14 protein-coding genes and 5 pseudogenes are annotated in these 18,595 nt (G+C 59.3%); 6 read left to right on the top strand and 13 right to left on the bottom strand.

Annotated features, from left to right (window positions below; all coding sequences use genetic code 11):
- Positions 1–44: 44 nt before the first annotated feature.
- The 3 genes from KP010_RS18525 to KP010_RS18535 form a co-directional block, all read right to left on the bottom strand.
- On the bottom strand, positions 45–932 hold the full coding sequence (locus KP010_RS18525) for a cupin-like domain-containing protein (RefSeq protein ID WP_142862350.1): 888 nt from the start codon (positions 930–932) through the stop codon (positions 45–47).
- 146 nt (positions 933–1,078) lie between these two features.
- On the bottom strand, positions 1,079–1,303 hold the full coding sequence (locus tag KP010_RS18530) for an MbtH family protein (protein WP_185966450.1): 225 nt from the start codon (positions 1,301–1,303) through the stop codon (positions 1,079–1,081).
- Between the two features lie 14 nt (positions 1,304–1,317).
- Positions 1,318–2,805 (bottom strand): diaminobutyrate--2-oxoglutarate transaminase, encoded by a 1,488-nt coding sequence (locus KP010_RS18535; protein WP_142862351.1) that lies wholly within the window; start codon positions 2,803–2,805, stop codon positions 1,318–1,320.
- Positions 2,806–3,159: 354 nt separating this feature from the next.
- Between KP010_RS18535 and KP010_RS18540 the strand changes: the two are divergent.
- Positions 3,160–3,423, top strand: a pseudogene (locus KP010_RS18540) (DNA-binding protein); the annotation flags it as partial.
- A 59-nt stretch (positions 3,424–3,482) separates the two neighbouring features.
- Here KP010_RS18540 and KP010_RS23410 read toward each other — a convergent pair.
- The gene (locus KP010_RS23410) at positions 3,483–3,749 is read right to left on the bottom strand and encodes a helix-turn-helix domain-containing protein (RefSeq protein WP_142864722.1); all 267 of its coding nucleotides are present in this window, start codon (positions 3,747–3,749) and stop codon (positions 3,483–3,485) included.
- A gap of 352 nt (positions 3,750–4,101) precedes the next feature.
- Here KP010_RS23410 and KP010_RS18550 point away from each other — a divergent pair.
- Positions 4,102–4,389, top strand: a pseudogene (locus KP010_RS18550) (recombinase family protein); the annotation flags it as partial.
- Here KP010_RS18550 and KP010_RS18555 read toward each other — a convergent pair.
- From KP010_RS18555 to KP010_RS23415, 7 genes and pseudogenes are all read right to left on the bottom strand, one after another.
- Entirely contained in the window at positions 4,366–4,677 is a 312-nt protein-coding gene (locus KP010_RS18555) for a hypothetical protein (RefSeq protein WP_210244369.1), read from the bottom strand. The pseudogene KP010_RS18550 and the gene KP010_RS18555 sit on opposite strands and share 24 nt — an antisense overlap.
- Before the next feature lie 41 nt (positions 4,678–4,718).
- Positions 4,719–5,171: pseudogene (locus tag KP010_RS18560) on the bottom strand (IS66 family transposase zinc-finger binding domain-containing protein); the annotation flags it as partial.
- 68 nt (positions 5,172–5,239) lie between these two features.
- A complete protein-coding gene (gene tnpB / locus KP010_RS18565) occupies positions 5,240–5,587 on the bottom strand; it encodes an IS66 family insertion sequence element accessory protein TnpB (RefSeq protein ID WP_024749862.1) in 348 nt (115 codons plus the stop codon).
- Positions 5,584–5,946 carry a transposase gene (locus KP010_RS18570; RefSeq protein ID WP_051418692.1) on the bottom strand — a complete coding sequence of 121 codons (363 nt, stop codon included), beginning with the start codon at positions 5,944–5,946 and terminating at the stop codon, positions 5,584–5,586. The genes tnpB and KP010_RS18570 overlap by 4 nt, the downstream gene beginning before the upstream one ends.
- Before the next feature lie 397 nt (positions 5,947–6,343).
- Positions 6,344–8,317 (bottom strand): DNA/RNA non-specific endonuclease, encoded by a 1,974-nt coding sequence (locus KP010_RS18575; RefSeq protein WP_216281293.1) that lies wholly within the window; start codon positions 8,315–8,317, stop codon positions 6,344–6,346.
- 42 nt (positions 8,318–8,359) lie between these two features.
- Complete coding sequence (locus KP010_RS22880) at positions 8,360–8,611, bottom strand: hypothetical protein (protein ID WP_253203662.1); 252 nt, start codon at positions 8,609–8,611, stop codon at positions 8,360–8,362.
- A 141-nt stretch (positions 8,612–8,752) separates the two neighbouring features.
- A pseudogene (locus KP010_RS23415) lies at positions 8,753–9,385 on the bottom strand (hypothetical protein); the annotation flags it as partial.
- A 325-nt stretch (positions 9,386–9,710) separates the two neighbouring features.
- Between KP010_RS23415 and KP010_RS18585 the strand changes: the two are divergent.
- From KP010_RS18585 to KP010_RS18600, 4 genes are read left to right on the top strand one after another with little or no spacing between them, the layout of a single operon-like run.
- On the top strand, positions 9,711–10,871 hold the full coding sequence (locus KP010_RS18585; RefSeq protein ID WP_216281297.1) for a trypsin-like peptidase domain-containing protein: 1,161 nt from the start codon (positions 9,711–9,713) through the stop codon (positions 10,869–10,871).
- Positions 10,872–10,911: 40 nt separating this feature from the next.
- Positions 10,912–12,024, top strand: a complete 1,113-nt coding sequence (locus KP010_RS18590) for a trypsin-like peptidase domain-containing protein (protein ID WP_216281299.1) — start codon at positions 10,912–10,914, stop codon at positions 12,022–12,024.
- 42 nt (positions 12,025–12,066) lie between these two features.
- Positions 12,067–13,383 (top strand): hypothetical protein, encoded by a 1,317-nt coding sequence (locus tag KP010_RS18595; protein ID WP_216281301.1) that lies wholly within the window; start codon positions 12,067–12,069, stop codon positions 13,381–13,383.
- Positions 13,373–16,483 carry an ATP-binding protein gene (locus tag KP010_RS18600; protein WP_216281303.1) on the top strand — a complete coding sequence of 1,037 codons (3,111 nt, stop codon included), beginning with the start codon at positions 13,373–13,375 and terminating at the stop codon, positions 16,481–16,483. Before KP010_RS18595 ends, KP010_RS18600 begins: the two co-directional genes overlap by 11 nt.
- Positions 16,484–16,609: 126 nt before the next feature.
- On the opposite strand, the gene KP010_RS18605 is transcribed toward KP010_RS18600, so the two are convergent.
- Both KP010_RS18605 and KP010_RS18610 read right to left on the bottom strand, forming a co-directional pair.
- Positions 16,610–17,671: a hypothetical protein gene (locus KP010_RS18605; RefSeq protein WP_216281311.1), complete on the bottom strand. Its 1,062-nt coding sequence runs from the start codon at positions 17,669–17,671 to the stop codon at positions 16,610–16,612.
- Positions 17,672–18,180: 509 nt separating this feature from the next.
- Positions 18,181–18,540 (bottom strand): annotated as a pseudogene (locus KP010_RS18610) (transposase); the annotation flags it as partial.
- Between the last annotated feature and the right edge of the window lie 55 nt (positions 18,541–18,595).

Consider the following 18,595-nt stretch of genomic DNA (forward strand, 5'->3'; position numbering starts at 1 on the left):
CATCTCCATGCCCTTTTCGCCAAAGCGCTTATGAACAGCTTTGTTCAAGAGACGTAATTCAGATAGGATCGATAATACGGGAGCAGTCGCTTCGTGGAGACGCCGCTCCACAATCCGAATGCGACGATCATGTTGTAGTAGATGTTCTTTGCCGGCATGCCGCGCAGGAAAGACAGCGCCCCGTGCAGAGCGCTGTCTTTCGTATGCCAGTCCACATTGAACGAGAGAGCGCAATCGAGGCTGCGCACGTGATGGAGCGCGCCCGGCGGCATGTATAGGACGTCGCCGGGTTCGACGACGACTTCCGTCGGATTCGCCCGTCGATAGAACGGATGCCGATCATAATCTGGCTTTTCGACGTCGACCTCGCACCATCGCCAATTATAGGGATAGCAATATTCGATCTGCTCGTGAGGAAGCAGCGTGAACTTCTTTCTGCCCATCACTTGGAAGAACAGATTATGCGTCAGCAGGCAGTCGAAATGCAGCGGCGTCACGCTTCCCGAGGGTCCGAGAAAGAGCTGGGCGAATGTCGGCCACTCCTCGCCGTACCATGACGGAAAGAAATTTGCGGGAAACCCTTCGAGGTCAGCGCCCGCGTCCGGCAATATGCTCGTCAGCGGCACGTCGTGCAGATAGGCGGGTTTTTGTGCCGTCGCCGTGTCCCCTCGCGACTCGTGGGCCTCCAGAGCGTCGACATAATCGCGCAGCAGCGCATGGTTGAGCCGGATGCCCGAAGCCCCCCACTCCTTGAGGACGACGTTCCGCTCACCGGCGCGTCGTCGAAGATACTCCAGATTCCAGAACGAGAACGCGGCGCAGTTTTTCAGTCCGCCCGAGACGACCACCGGCCGTCGCAAACGAACGTAGTTTTCGACGAACTCGTCGGGAAACAACTGGTCCACACGATCAACGCAAAATGCGATCGACATCTTTCCAACCCGTAATCGAGGTACGATTATGCGATCGGCCAGATCATGAGCCGTTCGAGGACAAAGAATTCTGCTTGCGGCGAAGTCGCATTCGCAGGCGGGCGGCGAGTAACCCTGTCAAAGCCCGCGGCACGTCCGCACCCCGCTCAGGCTCTTTCGGTTTCGGCCTCCGCCATCTGCTTACGCAGGCTGAGAGGACGCATGTCGGTCCAGACCTCCTTGATGTAAGCGAGACATTCGGCTTTGCGTCCCGTCTTGCCGACGGCGCGCCAGCCTTTTGGAATGTCCTTGTAGTCCGGCCAGATCGAATATTGTTCTTCGTGATTCACGACGACCGTGTAGATGGCGTTTTCGTCTTCTTCCCAAGCCATGATGAAAGGCCTCCCTAGCATACCGTCTCCGCGGCTCGGACGGCTTCCTGAAAGCGATCGACGATCGCGTCGACGTCCGCCTCGGACGCGATCAGAGGCGGCAGAAACCGCACGACCGCGCCCTGCCTTCCGCCCAATTCCACGATCAATCCGCGGCGCAGACATTCATGCTGAATTTGACGCGCGAGGTTCGGAAACGGCGGCGGCGCGTGGCCGAGAGAGCCGACCGCATCCCTGTCGACGATTTCCACGCCGATCATGAGGCCACGCCCGCGGACGTCTCCGACGCAGCGCGCCTGCGTCGCGACGGAGCGGAGCGCCGCCAGCATATTTCGACCCATTTCCGCGGCATGGCGATCCAAGGCGCGATCGCGAATATGGCGGATCGTCGCCGCGCCGGCGGCAAAGGCGAGCTGGTTGCCGCGAAACGTCCCGGCGTGCGCGCCGGGCTTCCAATCGTCGAGATCGCGATGATACACGATGGCGGACAAGGGAAGTCCGCCGCCGATAGCCTTGGACAATACCAGCACGTCGGGCGTTATGGCCGCATGTTCGAATGCATAGAGGCGCCCTGTGCGTCCGAGACCCGTCTGCACCTCATCCATGATGAGCGGAATGCCGCGACGCTTGGTCATGCTGCGTATTTTACGCAGCCACTCGTCCGGAGCCGGATTGACGCCGCCCTCGCCCTGCACCGCCTCGACGATCATCCCGGCCGGAAGCAAGACGCCGCTGTTGGGATCGTCGAGCATCGTCTCGATATATCGCGCTCCCATATCCGCGCCGGCGTCCCCGCCCAAACCAAAAGGGCAGCGGTAGTCCAAAGGATATGGAAGAAACTGAACCTCCGCCGACAGTCCACTGAGCGCGATCTTTGGAACGCTTTCGCCGCTGACGCTCAAAGCGCCATGGGTCATGCCATGATAGGCGCCATGGAACGCGACGATGCCTCTGCGGCCCGTCGCCGTCTTGACGAGCTTCAACGCCGCCTCGATGGCGTCGGCCCCCGACGGTCCGCAAAATTGTATCTTGAAGTTCTTCGCGAACTCCGGCGGCAGACTTTCGAAGAGGTCGCCGATGAAGCGATCCTTGAGAGGCGTCGGCAGATCGAGCGTCTGAAACGGGATCTCTTCGCTCAATGCGCTCTGAATCGCGTCGACGACGACCGCGTGATTATGACCGAGCGCGAGAGCGCCGGCTCCCGCCAGACAGTCGATATACTCCCTTCCCTCGACGTCTCGAACCCTCACGCCGCGACCAGATTTGAGCGCCAAGGGAAGCCGGCGCGGATAGGTCCGCGCATTCGATTCGATCGCCTCCTGACGATCGAGATAGGCGTTCCCGAAAGTCGGATAGAATGGACGCCACGCCGGTTCGGGGCCAGAACCGACGTCACTCGCGTTCAACGGCTCCGACGACTGCACGACATTGATCTTGCTCTGCGCCGCGATCGCGCCCGCGTCTATGAAATTTCTCTCGGAATGCAGCGATTCTTGCGACATCAGGCAAAGTCCTCTCACGGTGAAGTCGATGGCGACCTCACTTCGTCCGACGCAATCGCGTTCAAATCCGTTCTTACCCTTAGACGTATGGGATCGGCGAAACATGCCAAAAAATTCGCGCCGCCCCGAAAATCGAATCCGTCTTCGGGGAAGCCGATGACGCCCGGCGCGGCGCTCGCTTACTTTTTGCGTCGGCGAGAGATCGCCAACTCATGAGAAATATCGTATCGGGTTTCGCGACGGAGCGCGCATGTCGTGACCTTTGTGGAGAGTCCTAACCAAAGATAGCTTTGAAGGCCGATAGTTTTTTCCGCGAGGGCTTCCAAATTGTCGTGCAGATGGCGGTAGACCCGCCTGCTCAGTGGCGAGCGCGTGGCGGTAATTGCGGAGCAGCAAGAAGTCAGCCCCACCGAGGCTTCGGCCATTCTCGGCATCTCGCGGCCGCTCGTCGTGCTGCGGATGGATCGCGGCGATCTCCCCTTCCGCTATGTCGGCAAACATCGCCGTGCCGCGCTCAAAGACGTGCTGGCGCTGAAGACGAAGCTCGACGTCCAAGGTAGCGCGATGCAAGCGCTTGCCGATGATGGGGAGGACTTGCGCGTTCGCTATGGCGCTTGAGCCCATCATCGCCATCTGCGAGGCCTGCGTTCTCGACCCCTTTCATCAACGGAACATTCTCATCCAGGCTTCGGTGGATGGGCGCGACAAGCAGGGGCGCATTTCTCGGCCTGCGCCTTCGAGCGAGCGCCTTCAGTCGATGCCGTAGACGACAACTTCGCCTCCGCAGTTTCGCTCGCAGGCCTCAGAAGCTCGAGCGCCGGACTTCCGAGAGCGTCGGCGAGGCGACCGACGACATCGACCGTCGCCGAATAGACGCTGCGTTCGATCGAGCTGATATAGGTGCGGTCCAGCTCCGCTCGATGGCCGAGCTCTTCCTGCGACAGGCGCGGGTTTCGACCATGCGACTACGCCGGCGCGCGCCGAGGCGCTCTCCAAATCGACGAAAGACGCTGTTCCAGAAAGCTGTTTCGGCTTGTCATTGCGCGCGCGCCTGACATCATCGTCCTCATTCGAACAAACGTGGACGCCGTCATGCCGCGATCGAGAAGAACAACCGTCGAAAAGCTTCGCATCGTCGCGACGAATGGCAATCGCCCGATCGAAGCACAATCGAAACTCGATCCACGGCTCGTCGATTTGGTTCGTCTGCTCGCACGCGCGGCCGCGCGGGATTTCGTTCGATCCGAACAGGACAATCGAAAACGAGGCCGTCTTCCCGAATAAGGAGGCCGCCGAATGAAAGCCGCGCTCTACGCCCGCTACTCCTCCGACAATCAGCGCGAAGCCTCGATCGAGGACCAGTTGCGGCTTTGCCGTCATTACGCAGACAAGCAAGGCTGGATGATCGTCGACAGCTACACCGATCGCGCCATCTCCGGCGCCTCCTTGTTGCGCCCCGGCATCCAGGAACTGATCCACGACGCTCTGCGCGGAAAATTCGTCGTCGTGCTGGCAGAGGCGATGGATCGCCTGAGCCGCGACCAGGAAGATATCGCTGGACTATTCAAGCGCATGGCCTTCGCCGCGTAGCTCGGCGTGAACCTCGCCGCGCTTCTTTCCGGGCGTCAGCACGATTTCGCCGATGAGCGAGCGTAACGCTTCCGCCGCTTGCCTGCCGTCGTCCGTATCGTCGAGCGCTTCCGTGAAGCGGTCGATGCGAAGCCGATAGACGTTGGCGATGTTGGGATGCACGTCTGGAATATCGGTCGGAGCCTGCGACAAGCGCGCGACGATGTCCGCCTTCTGCCGTTCGAGGTCTTCCATCCGCGCCTTCATGAATGGCTGGTACAAGCCGTCCTCGATCGCCGTCATGATGCCGGCTATCCCCTGTTCGATCTTCTGAAGCGTCCGGCGGTCTCGATTACTTTCCACTGACGCGGCGTCGTTTCCAATGTCTGCGTCACATCCTCGCCGAGCTTGCGCAGGCGCTGGCCGCCACAGCAGGCGCAGCTCGTCGGCGCCTTGATCACGACGCGCTCGCGCGGCAGATGTTCCGGGAATGTATTGCGCTCCGGCCGTTTGCGCGCGAAGCCGGCGACCGCCGTCGTCTTCGCGACTGCCTGTTCCGCGGCGATCTCGTCTTCCGTCGCGCTCGCTTCCAGCTCTTCGAACATGAGCGCCAATTGCTCGAGAAGACGCGCCGACCGCTCCGATTTCTGCCCGTATATCTGGCGCTCCAGCTTGGCGATCTGAAGCTTTTGCGCGGCGATCAGCGCCATGTCTTCCGACGCCTTCGCGCGCGCGACGGCGAGCTCGGCTCTCAGCGCGGCGTTTTCGTCCAACAGGGCTTTGCCGACGGCGTCCATATAGCGAGTGAATCACAAATCTTTCGATTTGTGGCGCCCCAAAATGCGTCCGACCCCAGCTTTTTCGCTCATCCCGCGCTTGCTGGACGCCATGTCGATTGCGGATTTCGCCAATCAATTCCCTCGAGCATATAGGCCATCTGGGCGGCCGAAATCGACACCGCGCCCGCGCTCGCCGAGGGCCAGATGAACTTTCCACGGTCGAGCCGCTTGGCGTATAGCGACAGGCCGAGCCCGTCGTGCCAGAGGATTTTTGCGAGATCGCCGCGGCGCCCGCGGAAAATGTAGAGGTCACCGGCGTGAGGATCGCGTTGCAACTGCTCTTGAACCTGAAGCGCCAGGCCCTGCATGCCGCGTCGCATATCCGTATGGCCGGTGGCGATCCAGACCCGGCAACCCGCAGGCAAGGGAATCATGAGCGCAGCGCCTTCAAGGTCGCAGCGATCACGGAAGACGGCGCCGTGGCGCTGATCTTCACACGCACGTCGTTCAGCTCGACTTCGACGACGCCGGCCGCGGATTCTTGCAGCGGCTGTTCCTGTGACGTCGCCACTCGCGGAGCGGGCTCGATGATCACCGGCGAAAATCCGCACACAGCGGCGCTCGCCTCCCGCTGCGCCGCGCGCCGCCATTTGTAGACGAGGCTCGTGCAAACATCCTCGCGCCGCGCCACATCGGCGACCACCGCGCCCGGCTCGGCGATCGCCGCCAATATCCGCGTCCGGTCTTCGTTTCTCCATCGGCGCCGCCGTTCGCCGCCCGTGATCAATGTCATCCGACCCACGCTGTGCAGCTTGCCTCGCTCATAAAGCCGACTTAGCTGCGCAGCTTCGCTCTATTCCATCGATTTTGAAAAGGCGGCCCACGGCGTAGGGATACTGAAATGCGCTGCTCAACTGTGAAGCGTGCTCCGCTACAACGCAATCACCGCCCCGAGGATCAGATCGGGGCGGTGATTGATTTATGAATGAAGTGGTTGCGGGGACCCGCAACACCCGATTCTTGCGATTAGTTGAAGGCGCGATCCCCAAACTTGCAGCGTAATATATACAAGGCCGGAGTGATAGCTCCGCGCCCTCGGCGGGCCTCGAACTTCATGCGTGACCCAAGAAAACAGCGATGTCCAAAATCGAACAGAATACCGTCAACGGAACCGCACTCGCCGCCTGCGATCATCCGACCACGATGTCGGCGAGGCTATCGAGCGGCAGCGCCACAGGAAGGTCGTTGCCGACAGCCTCCCGGCTGGACATATGTTTGCGAAGCGGGTCGTAGTTGCGCAGACTGCCGAAATCGAACCCCGTCGCGGCCTCGAGATCCCTGATGGCAATCTGGAACGTGCGATAAGCGCCGAGAGTAAAGCCCTCGAGCGATTCCGAACGATTGCGCTTCACCAGAAGATCGCCGATGAGCTGGCCCTGGCTCAATAGATAGGCCGTAGCGTGCAGTTCGTCCCGATCGGCGTCGACCATGACGACGACCTTGAAGAACTCCATTGGAATGCGGGCGTTCTCTTTTTCGAGAAGAGGGTCGTCATCACGATGGACCGGCGCGGTGAACACATTCGCCTTGAAGCCGTGCGTGCGGGCATTGTCGAGAATATAGTTTTCGAGCCCCTGCCAGAGCGCTTTTCCCTGATTGAGAGCCGAGTGTTGCGGCGCCGCATTCGTATAATGGAAAGTGTCGCCATCGGCGACGCGCGCCAGATCCCCCCAATTCGGATCTTCGCGCCGCACCATATGCCCGCGATCGATACTGTCGTCCTGATAAGCGCTTTGGCCGTACTGCGCGTCGATATCGATGCGTCCGTCGAAAAACCATCGATTGCCGCCGCACTTGATGCGAACGGCGCGCTCGCCATCTATATTCGTGGCAGTCATCACCGGGAGTCGCAGCTTTTTCGAGAATAACACGCCGAAATGCATGTAGCGCAATTCGTGTGGACGCTCCTGCGTCGCGTCCGAGGGGCTCGCGAGCCCCGCCGCCAGCTCCTGCGGCAATTTCGGCCACGGCGTTTCGAAGCCGGAGCCGAGGAAGTTGGGATCGAATCCAGGCCGGCTCTGTAAATCCTCCGGCCGATGGCGCCCGTCCGGCGCTTCCAACTTCGCTTCGCGCAGACCGGACGAGACGCACATCAATGTTCCCTTCAACAGAGCCTTGATGGTGGCCACGCTCACCGCGCTGTTTTCGATCCCGTAGACGCCGGCAAAATGCAAGCCGACAGCGGCATTCTGATCGAGGCTGATCAACGGCGAACCGGAATTGCCGCCGAGCGATGTGCAATCGTGCGAAAGAATCGCTCCCTCCACCCGCTCCTCGACCTTTCCGGGCGCAAAGCGCTTCACTTCGTAGAGATCATGGAAATATTCGTCCATGGCTGTGCGATCGTTGCGCGAATCAAAGGCCGGGAAGCCGATCAGCGCCACAATCTCCCCGCCGCTCGCTTCGCGGCCGGCGAGCGGCACTGGCTCCGGCATCGACCACTCCCCCGCTCCTGCTTTTTTGACTTTCAGCAGCGCCATATCCGCGGCGGCGTCCTCGGCGAGATATGCGATGTCCGTCGCCAGGGCCGGCCGCGCCTCCTGTGGCGACGCTCCGCTCTCGCGATTGAAGTCGACACGCACGCCATAGCGCACCCCGGTGATGGGCGAACGCATAAACACCGACCGGCCGTCCGCGAGCCGGCGCGCGACGATCTGCGCCACATGACGATTGGTGAGGACGAGATGGCCGTCCGGCCTTTCGTCCACTACCCAGCCCGTGCCGCCCCAGGCTTGCGTCGCATTGACGAATTCGACGCGCCCCACCGCTGCTGTAAATACTTGCGTGGCAGCGATTTTCTCGCCGATATCCGGCGGAAAGTCGTCGAGCGGCTCCTGTCTCACCTCATTGTGCAGGACGAGCAATGGAGGACGCCCGACGCGCCGCACGATCGCTTCCAGCCCCATCATCGAACCGAGCGTCGCACTGGCGCTTTCGAGCCCCTTTCGCCTGCCGGAAAGACGCTCGACCGCCCCCTCGCGGTTTATCCCGAACTTTGCGACATCCACGCGCCCTCGCGAAATCGCCTCGATCGCCGCTTCGACCATTTTGGGGGAACGCGACCGAATCGCCTCGAGACGAGCCGCGCTTTGCTCATAGCTCATAATCTTTCCTCCCGTCGCCGGTTCATGACTGAAGCTGCGGCCTCATGCTCGAGAGTCCCGAATATCCTTCAGCAGCTGAATGTACGCGCCGATGTGGTGATCTTTGAAGAAAGGCATCGCGCCTTCAAGGAAGACCCCTTCCATTCCCGCCGACTCGCCGGCGCCGAGGGCGACTTGAAGCCGCGCAAATTCGAAATTGCTCAGCGACGAAGGTCCGACGTCCGAAATTTCGACGCGCTCGGGAGTCGCGGTTTCGAGCGTCGCCGGCATGGTCACGCCGATGATTTCCTGCAACGTCTCGCTCCTGCCGAATGTACTCGGAGGGACCACAGGTCGTTCGAGTTGCGCCGCTCCATCGTCTTCCGCCACAGCCTCCAACGCTCCCGGACGGATTATGCGCTTGACGACGCCGCAGTGGCTGTAGAGCGGCGGAACGCGCGGAACGACGTCGTTCTGATTGACGACATGCCATAAACTTCTCGACAATTCAGCGTCAAACCGGGAGGCGAAATCGGCGAGGCCGACGGCGGGCTGACCATAAGTAAGAACCAACGGCGCGCAAATATTCTTCACTCGCAGACGAGCCGCGGCGAGAACAGCGAGAGCTCCACCGAGACTGTGGCCGGCTATCCATATATGTCTTCCGGCTTTCCCGGCGCTCTCGTCAAAGGGGCGCAGGTCGCGCGCCACGGCGTCCACGCCCCTGGAAAAGCCGAGATGAACCCATCCCCATTCATGCGGCGCCGGCAAGGCCTGAAAATCACGCAACCATTGACCGATGTTGTTGGTTCCACGAAAAACCAGCAGCGCGGAGTCGTTCGCGCCACACCAATAGCCTTGCACATTCCCGCGATCGAACAGCTCGATTTGCGAAAAACCATTTTCTTTCGCAAAAGCTCGCGCCCCCGCCTCCGAATAGGCCGCGGCCGACGCCTCGGCGAGAAACACAGCCGTATCGAGATCGAAGCCAGATCGCTTCAGCACAGCGGCGCCTGCCGTCCGATTCTCCCGTCGCTTCGTGACCCGCGACGCCTCGCTTCGCCTCGCGGCGCGAACGTAAGCGCTCATGCGACCATTCTCCCGAGACCGGCGCCGTTCGGCGCGCCAAGCGTTGCGGCGGCACTGCTATAATCACCCGATCGCCTCGGCCGCCCCTGGCAGACGCTCCAAAGGCTGGCGTTTCGAATTTCACGACACAGATAGGACGGCGACGCGTTCACGCATCCCGCGGTGACGACGATTATAGGCGCTGGCATTTTGCAATGAGCTCGCTTCGTTCCGCTTCCGAGTGGGCAACGAAACCGACGCTGGAACGAATGGGCCCGGCCGGGCGCCAAGGACGATCGAGCCGTGGTCTTGACCGCTGCGCTCAAAGCATTCGGGAGTTCACCGCATGATGCCCGGCGTTCAATTCGGCGAATTTCAGAACGCGCTCGTCGATGCCTTCGACGAGGCCGATCTGGCGATGATGCTGAGAGTCCGCCTGAACCAGCGCTTGGACGCGATCGTCAAGCCCGGTCCGCTCCGATACATCGTCTTCCAATTGTTGGAATGGGCCGACTGCAGAGGCGAGATCATCGCCGCCGATCTCGCGCGCGCCGCCTATCTCGAACGCCCGCTCAACGAAAAAATCCGCCGCATCTACGAAAAGTTCGGAATGGCGCCGCCGATGACGCTGCAGGAATCGGGCATCGCAATTCCGGACGGACCGCGGCATGTCACCGCGAACGGGCTAGAGGCAATCATGTCCCCGCGTCTGCGCTCCGTCGACATCGACATATGGCGGGAGAAAATCGCGAAGATCGAGGCCCAGGTGTGCCGTGTCGAGCTCGACGGCAATCCGGTCGACACCGGCTTCCTGGTCGGACCGGCTCTCGTATTGACGAATTATCACGTATTGGAGGCCGCGATCACGGGACATTCGCCAGCGGCGCGATTCGCTTACCGCTTCGATTACAAGACGCTCGCCGACGGCTCCAGATCCGAGGGCGTTGTCGTTCGCTTGCACGACGACGCCTGGTGCGTGGATGCGAGCCGCTACAGCCAGGCCGAAGCCGACGACCGACCAGATATTCGGTTACCGACTGCGGACGAGCTCGATTTCGCTCTGGCGCGGCTTTCTCGACCTATCGGCGACGAACCCGTCGATCGAAGCGCAGGCTCAGGAGCTCCGCAGCGCGGGTGGATCACAGTGTCGGAGACGCCGTCTCCACTCGAAAAGGACATGCCGTTGATGATCGTCCAGCATCCCGACGGCGGCCCGCTGAAGCTCGCCCTCGACACGCGCGCGATCATCGGCGTGAATGCGAATGGAACGCGTGTCCGATACGCCACCAATACGGAACACGGTTCGTCGGGGTCTCCCTGCTTCGACATGGATTGGACCTTGGTCGCGCTCCATCATATGGGCGACCCGGCCATCAGTTGGCGAGGGGCGTCGGCGACAGCCGACGCCACACACGGAACGAACAAGCGAACGCATCGCCGTGTTCTCGAGACGCACGAGGTCCTTGACGTCGCCAGAGGGACGATCGTTGGATCAACGAGAGGCTAGGTTTCGGCCGTGCCTACGCAACGGTGGAGGAGTTGGTGTGATGATGCCGGGCATAGATTTTGGCGAGTTTCAGCAGGCCCTTGCCGGTGCATTTAAAGAATATGAACTGGAAATGATGGTCAAGGTTCGTTTGAATGAAAATTTGCACGCGATCGTTGGCCCTGGGCCGACTAACTGGGTCATATTTCAGCTTCTCCAATGGGCCGACGAAAGAGGCGCGCCCGTCGTGGTTGACCTCGCCCGGGCTGCGTATCTCGAACGGCCGCGGAGTCCCGATATCCAGCGCATCTACGAGAAATTCGGGATGGCGCCGGCGGTTTTGGTTCAGGAAGCTGGCGCGTCCGTCGCGGGGGCTCCCAGGCACGCAACCGCAAGCGGGCTCGAAGCGATCGTGTCTCCCCGTCTGAGGGCTGTGGACATGGGCGTGTGGCGGGACAGACTGGCCCGGGTCGAAGGGCAAGTGTGCCGCATCGAATTCGACGGAAATGCGAGGGGGACCGGCTTCCTTGTCGGGCCGGATCTCATTTTGACGAACTATCATGTGTTGGAGGAGACAATCGAGGGAAAACGATCCGCAACGCAAATCGTCTGCCGCTTCGACTACAAGATCCTCGCCGACGGTACCCAGTCAAAAGGCGTGGAGGCGCATTTGCTCGACTCCGATTGGTGTGTCGACTCGAGCCGGTACAGCCAAGCCGACGGCCGCGACCAGCCAGATTTGAAACCGCCCTCGGCTGACGAACTCGATTACGCGCTTGCGCGCCTCGCTCGGCCGGTTGGCAGCGAGCCAATCGATAAAAGTGCCGGCTCAGGAGCGCCGCGGCGGGGCTGGATTGAACTTCCAGAAACCCAGCCGCCGCTCGAGAAGGACATGCCGCTGCTGATTGCCCAGCATCCGGAAGGCACTCCGCTGAAACTAGCGCTCGACACTCGAGGTATTATCGGGGTTAACGAGAACGGTACCCGGGTTCGCTATGCAACGAACACCGATCATGGCTCTTCTGGATCCCCTTGCTTCAATATGGATTGGGTGTTGGTTGCTCTGCATCACGTGGGCGATCCGGCTTGGGGAGAGCCGAAATACAATCAAGGCATTCCGATTGGCCTCATTCGCAAGCGTCTTGCAAATAAAGTTGAATTCCAGGCGCCGTAACGACTTCTATCTCGTCTGCGCCGACAAGGATGGGTCACCGCTATGCCAACTGCGGATATCATCAGCGCCCAAAAACTCAGCGGTGAAGCTTTCGGCAAATTGCGAGACGCTATTGGCCAAGCCTTCGGCATGCCGCACGATCTCGAAATGCATGTCAAAATTGCCATGGGCATAAAGCTTTACAAGGAGGTAACCAATGACAGGGAGAAGTTGGATTACCAGATCTACCAGCTGCTCGAGTTCGTTGAAAGTCGCGGCCTCACAACTAAGCTCTTGCGCTCCATACTGGAGAAGAGGTCGGGGGCTCCCGTTTGCGACACGATTCGCAAATACTGGCCACAAGCGCTCGAAGAAACGCCGTCATCCGCAGACGATGTTCGGGTCGTAGCGGCTAGCATCGAGAAGACGGCAGCTCGACCAGACCCCGCCGCTCGCAGCGTGGTCATCGCCTCTCGCGAAAAGCTTGATAAACTTAAAAGCGATATTGATGATCTCTTCAATTATAAAGTGCTGCACGACTGTCTGCATAAGATTCAGCTGAGACATTATCCGATTATCGCCGAAAAGGTGAAACAGTTCCGTAGTGACCCTCTCGCAGCGGCGGAGCTTGCAGGAGAGATCATCCTCGAGGTTACAGATGTGTGCAGTGACGCCCGCAAGGCAGCGGAATCGTTACCTGAAATGGCAGCGCTGCAAGCGCAAGAGACACGGTGGGTTGCGAGGCTAGAATCTGCCACCACCGAATTGGAAAAAGCCGCCAATGATTTGGATAAATACCATGCGGTTCATGCAGTTCGGTTATTCGAGCGTGTGATCCGTGATGAACCGGCTCGCATCAACGGGTATCTTACCGATATCGCCAATAAGCTTCCGCTCAAGGAGCTCAAGAAAGTCATTACTAGTGATGCTCTAAATTCGTTGCAGGCTATCGGCCCTCGACTAAAGGGGCGCGTAGCCGAGCACAAGGAGTGGCAAGAAATAGAGCCCGACTTCTGGGCGGCCAAAGATTGCCTCGAGCGGAAGTCCCCCGAATCCATCGAAGAATTCACTGGATTGTGGTGGCCCAATATCAAGTCACGCGTCCTGTCGCTTGCGCGCGTGGACCCGAATGCAAAGTGGGTAAAGGCTACCGAGGTGCAAGCCGCCTTGATCGAGAGGGCTTTGGCTGGGCGGCTTGATTCGCCAATGGCAGAGTCACAAAATGTCGAAGACGTAGGCCAATATTTCGAGGCTTTCCGCGAGACGGCGCTGTACCATTTCTTTCAGGTTAACCGAGACCTCAAAAATCTGTTCCAACAAATTCTCAAACTCCGCGATCCATTGGGAGCTCTGTTAAAAGGTGTGCCCTATGCCGACTGAACAGCGAACCGCCGCCGAAGAATCTGGGCCATTTGAGTCGCTACTCGAGTTACGAGCCCAGCATCTGGAAATGACGCGAACGATTCATCGTAATGGTTGCGATGAGGATGTGGTCGACCGAATTCGCCAATTCATCGATCGAGCAAAAGCGATAGGGACGCGGCTCGATTCGTCAGCGGATCGCGATGCCGCGCAAAACATCATTACGTACTGGGCTTCCTATCTGTTCACCGCCGGCGACCGCGAGGCTCTCTCGGCAGCTCTCCCGGTTCTCGATCCCTTCGATCCGGCGAACGCTCCCGATCTGGACAAGGCAGCGTGCCCCTATAAGGCGCTAAGCGCCTTCGGTGAAGAGGATGCCGGAGGCTTTTTCGGGCGCGGGGATGCGGTCAAGACGCTTCTCGACAGGCTGCGCGAACAGCCGGTCGTGCTTGTCATCGGCCCAATGGGCAGCGGCAAGACATCGCTCGTTACAGCGGGAGTCATTCCCACCCTCAAATTGCGCATGACGGGCAAAGACGAGAACCCGGTATTTATAGTTCTTCTTCCCGGAACCGACCCCTTCGACGCGCTGCTCCGGCATCTCCATGAGGCTACCGCAGGCTCTGGATTGCCTGAACGCGGCGCCTGGATTTCCGAGCAAAAAAAGAAACTTGAGCGCTCTCCGCAATATCTTCGGACCTTACTCAATAACACCTTTCCCGGCCGGCCGGTGTTCATCGTCATCGACCGCTTCGAGGAAGTCTTTACCCTTTGCTCCGACCCACAGATAAGAGAGAAGTTCGCCGAGGCGCTGAACAGCGTTTGTCCCAGCGCTCAGACGCCAAACCGTGCGATTCTGATCATCGGTGAGAGCTACCAAAAGCAGGCGCTCAACCTTGCCGCGCTCAAGCCGCTCGACAAGAACCTAGCGGCGCGTTTCATGGTTCCTCCTCTCACCTATGCCGAAGCGCTCAGCATCATCGAGAGCCCGGCAGTGACCGTCGGGCTCAAGTTCGACGAAGGAATTGTCGAAGACCTCGCCAAAGATGTGGAGGGCCAAGCCGGCGCGCTGCCCGCGCTGCAGTTCACCCTGGGCAAACTTTGGAACGAACGCGAGCGCAATCGCATCACCTGGGAGGCCTACCACAAGGTCGGCACGCCGCGCGAAGCTCTGCAGCGGACCGCCGAAGCCGTTTTCGAGAACCTGTCTCCCGAAGAGCAGGACGCCGCCAGGAAATTGTTCCTGCGGCTCGTGGATCCGACAGTCGCAGGTTATTTCATTCGCCGCAATGCGCGGCGGGACGCTCTGTCACAGCTAGACTCGACGGGCGCCATGGCGCCCGTTCTGGAGAAATACGTGGAAGCCGGATTGATCCGACGCAGGCCGGGCGCCAATTGGGATGATGACTACTTCGATGTGCCACATGAAGCGCTGATCAATTACTGGCCGCGGTTGGCTGACTGGCTGCAAAAATGGCGGGAACACTCCGAGACGGAACACAGGCTCGTCGAGACGGCGCGGCTCTGGCAGAAATCGGCCTACGAAAAGGGATACCTTCTTTCCGGCGATGCGCTCAAAGAAGCAGAGGCTTATCGAGAAGCCGCGCCGGAATTGGCGGAACTTATTGCCGCGAGCAGGGAAGCCGAGGATCGGCGACGCAATTCTCGGAACTTGAAGTGTTTGCTAGCTGCTTTGTTGCTGTTGCTGCTGGTCGTCGTTTGGCGGTGGAACAAAGCCGAAGAGCAGCATAAAATTGCCGATGCCGAGGCCAAAGCATCACTTGATACACTTTCTCAAATGCTTAAGAGCATTCACGATCAGCGCTTACACGGCGCCATTACGACAACTGCCGCGAAAGGCCTCCTTAAGCCATCTAAGGAAATCTTCGCCTCCGTTGAGCAACGCCCCGGGCTCGCCGCGGCTAGAGTACTGGCCCTGATCAATTTGGTGGACGTTTATTTTGACGCGGGAAACTATCCAAAAGCGCTTGAAATGGCCAAGCAAGCCAAGGAGATATCCGAGCAGAACCTCAATGAAAACCGCGGCAATGACGCCTGGCAAAAAAATCTGTACGAGAGCGCGTTTCGACTAGGAGACTCCATAGAAAAAGTAGAGCACGACCGGGATAGAGCCCTGGAGGAGTATCGTCTCGCGCTTCAGTTGGCAAAGCAATTGGCGCCAAATGATCGGACGAGCGAATGGCAGCGAAATATTGCATTCATCAAGAATAAAATTGGAGACATTTTTAAGCTGCTCACCCCCCCAAACTGGCGGGAAGCGCAGGACCACTATGAGGCGGCGCTTGGAGTTGGGAAACAGCTCGTGGCCAAGGACCCGGCGGATCCGAAAAACGAGAAGACGGTCGGTGACGCCCGAACGCGTTTAGGCGAGCTTTTTGCTGATCAAGAACGTTGGAAAGACGCCCACGAGCAATATCAAATCGCGCTCTCAATCCGGAAACGCCTGGCCGAACAATCCCCCGATGACGACGTTTACCAGAGCAACCTCTCAACCTTGTACGGTCGCATGGGCAACGCATATGAGGGCGAGGGCAAATATGAGGATGCGCGACAGCAATACGAGAAGGCAATAGAGATCGACGATCGCCTAGCCCACAAGGATCCCGGCAACACCGAACGGCAAACGACGCTTGCCGGTGTTCGCGAGGAGCTCGGAAATGTGCTTGCGACGGAACGTCGGTTCGACGAGGCGCTCAAGGAGCTCAATCCCGCCTTGAATATCCGGATTGAGCTCGCACAAACGTTCTCTGATAACCGAGATTGTCAGCGCGATGTTGCGAGCGCTTATGAACAGGTGGGAGACGCATTAAAGGCTCGCGGTGAATCACAGAAGTCTAAAGACGACATGCAAGAAGCTCGTGAAATGTATAAAAAGGGCGCGGCTGGCCTGGAGGCATTCATGATCAGGAATCCGGGCTCTGGGCTGGAGAGCGTTCGCGACAATCTGCAAAAGAAGGCGCAAGATCTGATGAAGAAAGTTCAGCCGCCTCACATTACTGCGCCTAAACGCGATGCGACTGCGCCAAAGACGCATCCGCTTCCAAAGATGCCCCAAAAGCCGATTGCGCCACCTTACCGCCGACGAGGCCAAAAATAACTGTTATTCGGCGTGCAAGTTTCTTATGACCTTTTTCAAGCGCAATCTGCGTGCGCGATCCACCTCCGTCTCGTCATATCGGAATGCATGACCCACTTCGACGGAACACGCAGCTCTTATAGGAATCTACGGCGCAGTTCCGCCAAAAGCTCTGATCTCCAACGCTTGATGCGTGAGGATCATCTGCGCCGAAAGGCTTGGGAAAGTGGTGGTCGACACCGGCGACAGCTTGTTCACGGCGTTGCTTCCTTTCGGCCACGCAACCTTCGTGACATGTCCTTTGCCTTCGGACGGCGGTCCGATCGTCATCAACAGCTGACTCGTATCCGTCCTCGCGACATCAAACAAAGACTGCGCTTTTGGGCTCTTGATGGCGGCTACGCGCACGAGGCTCCACGCGGGAGTGGCGTTGGCGTCAAATGTAATGGTGAATTGCACTTGATGCGTGATGGTCGAGATCGGATTTCCCAAAAGGACTTTCCTGAAATCCGTCCGGCGACATCGCTCGCTCTGTTCTTCCGGTCCGCTGAATGTCGACAGAAGGCTATTCTGCTGCGCGTCGACAGGCGTCCCCAAAAACGCGCACTTTTTTACCGGTTCGAGCACGTCGTCCAGCCAATCCGATAGTTTGAGATCACCCTGGATCGTGATGCCGCCGATCGAATAGCAAGGTTCGCCGCTTGGCGTTTCCACGATCTCTCGCCGCTCGTTTAGGAACATGTCGAAGGGATAGGCGAATTGAACCAAGTCCTCTCGGGACGGGCTATAGCTCACACCGCCGCCAACCCCGAAATTATAGGATTGCGGAACAGTGCGTCTCGTGCCGTCCGCCAGCCAGACATGCGCGTCGAGCCAATTTGGGGTCACGAATGTCACGCCTGGGTTGAAGGAAACCGTGTCATGGATTTCCAGCCTAAGGTCGATGAGAGCATTCCATGTCTCTAGCCATTCTAGCTTACGCATTCCCCATTCGCCCGCTTTATCGCGTTCGATCTGGTCTCTGACAGCCCTGGTGATTTCGCACTGCACGCCGCGGGTCACGTCATATAAGATTCGCTTTTTGCTTTGGTGTCCCAGGAGGGGCACGGCTTCCGGCACGTAGCAGCCCGACAGGCCGGCGCCGGCCAAGCAGATTGCGAGGACAAGAGAAACAAAACGCCGGAAGGTGGAAGATTGGTCGGGGGACATGCATTTTCTCCGGCAAGGACTTTTCGTGAATGTGAGATTGAAATTTGCGATCCGCACGGACATCGCGCGCGTTCGAGATGATAGCTGCGTCTGAGGCGCCTCGATGTGGGGACCACATGACTTGAACGCTTTTCCACTGCTATTCCATCGCGCGCGCCGAAACCTTCTCATGCTTCGTACGGGCAACGCCGGATTGACAGCCAGCGTTTTGTAAATGAATTGGGAATAGCTAACGCCCAAAGACAAGTCTGCGGAGTGCCGCGCGCCAAACTGAACCGAGCCGGGTTCGTCGGAGGCTCGGCGCTTTGAGTCAGGCGGTGATCGCCGTCTGCTCCTGTTGGTCCCACCAACGTTGTTCGGCCTCGGCCGGCGGGATGCGGCCCATCCACGACATCAGGTCACTGAAAGGTGGGATCTAGCAGTAAGCGAGCGCATCCGATTAGCGAGCGAGCGCGCTCACCGTCCACGCGTCGCAGGTAATCCCAAGCACTTATACCAATCCTCACTGATCAAAACCCATGCGCCCAGCCGCGTAGCCCGATGGACATGATGCGCCAAGGCTGCTCGATGAGCCTGTTCCAGGCGGCGCAACAATGATCGACGATATCGTCATAGGATTTGAAAACGCGGTTGGACAGCCAGTTCTCGCGCAGAAATTGCCAGACGTTTTCGGCCGGATTCAGCTCCGGACATTTCGCCGGCAACGGAACAAGCGTGATGTTGGACGGCACGACCAGCTTGTCGGTCATGTGCCAGCCGGCGCGGTCGATGACGAGAGCGGCGTGAGCGCCTGGCGCGACAGCTTTGCTGATTTCGACGAGGAGCAGATTCATCGCATAGGTGTTGCAGGCGGGGAGAACCAGCGCTGCGTGCCGCGCGACAATCAAGGTGAGAGTCCAGCGTCAATCAGGATGAGAATCGCGG

The sequence above is a fragment of the Methylosinus sp. KRF6 genome (assembly GCF_018887255.1).
GTDB lineage: Bacteria > Pseudomonadota > Alphaproteobacteria > Rhizobiales > Beijerinckiaceae > Methylosinus > Methylosinus sporium.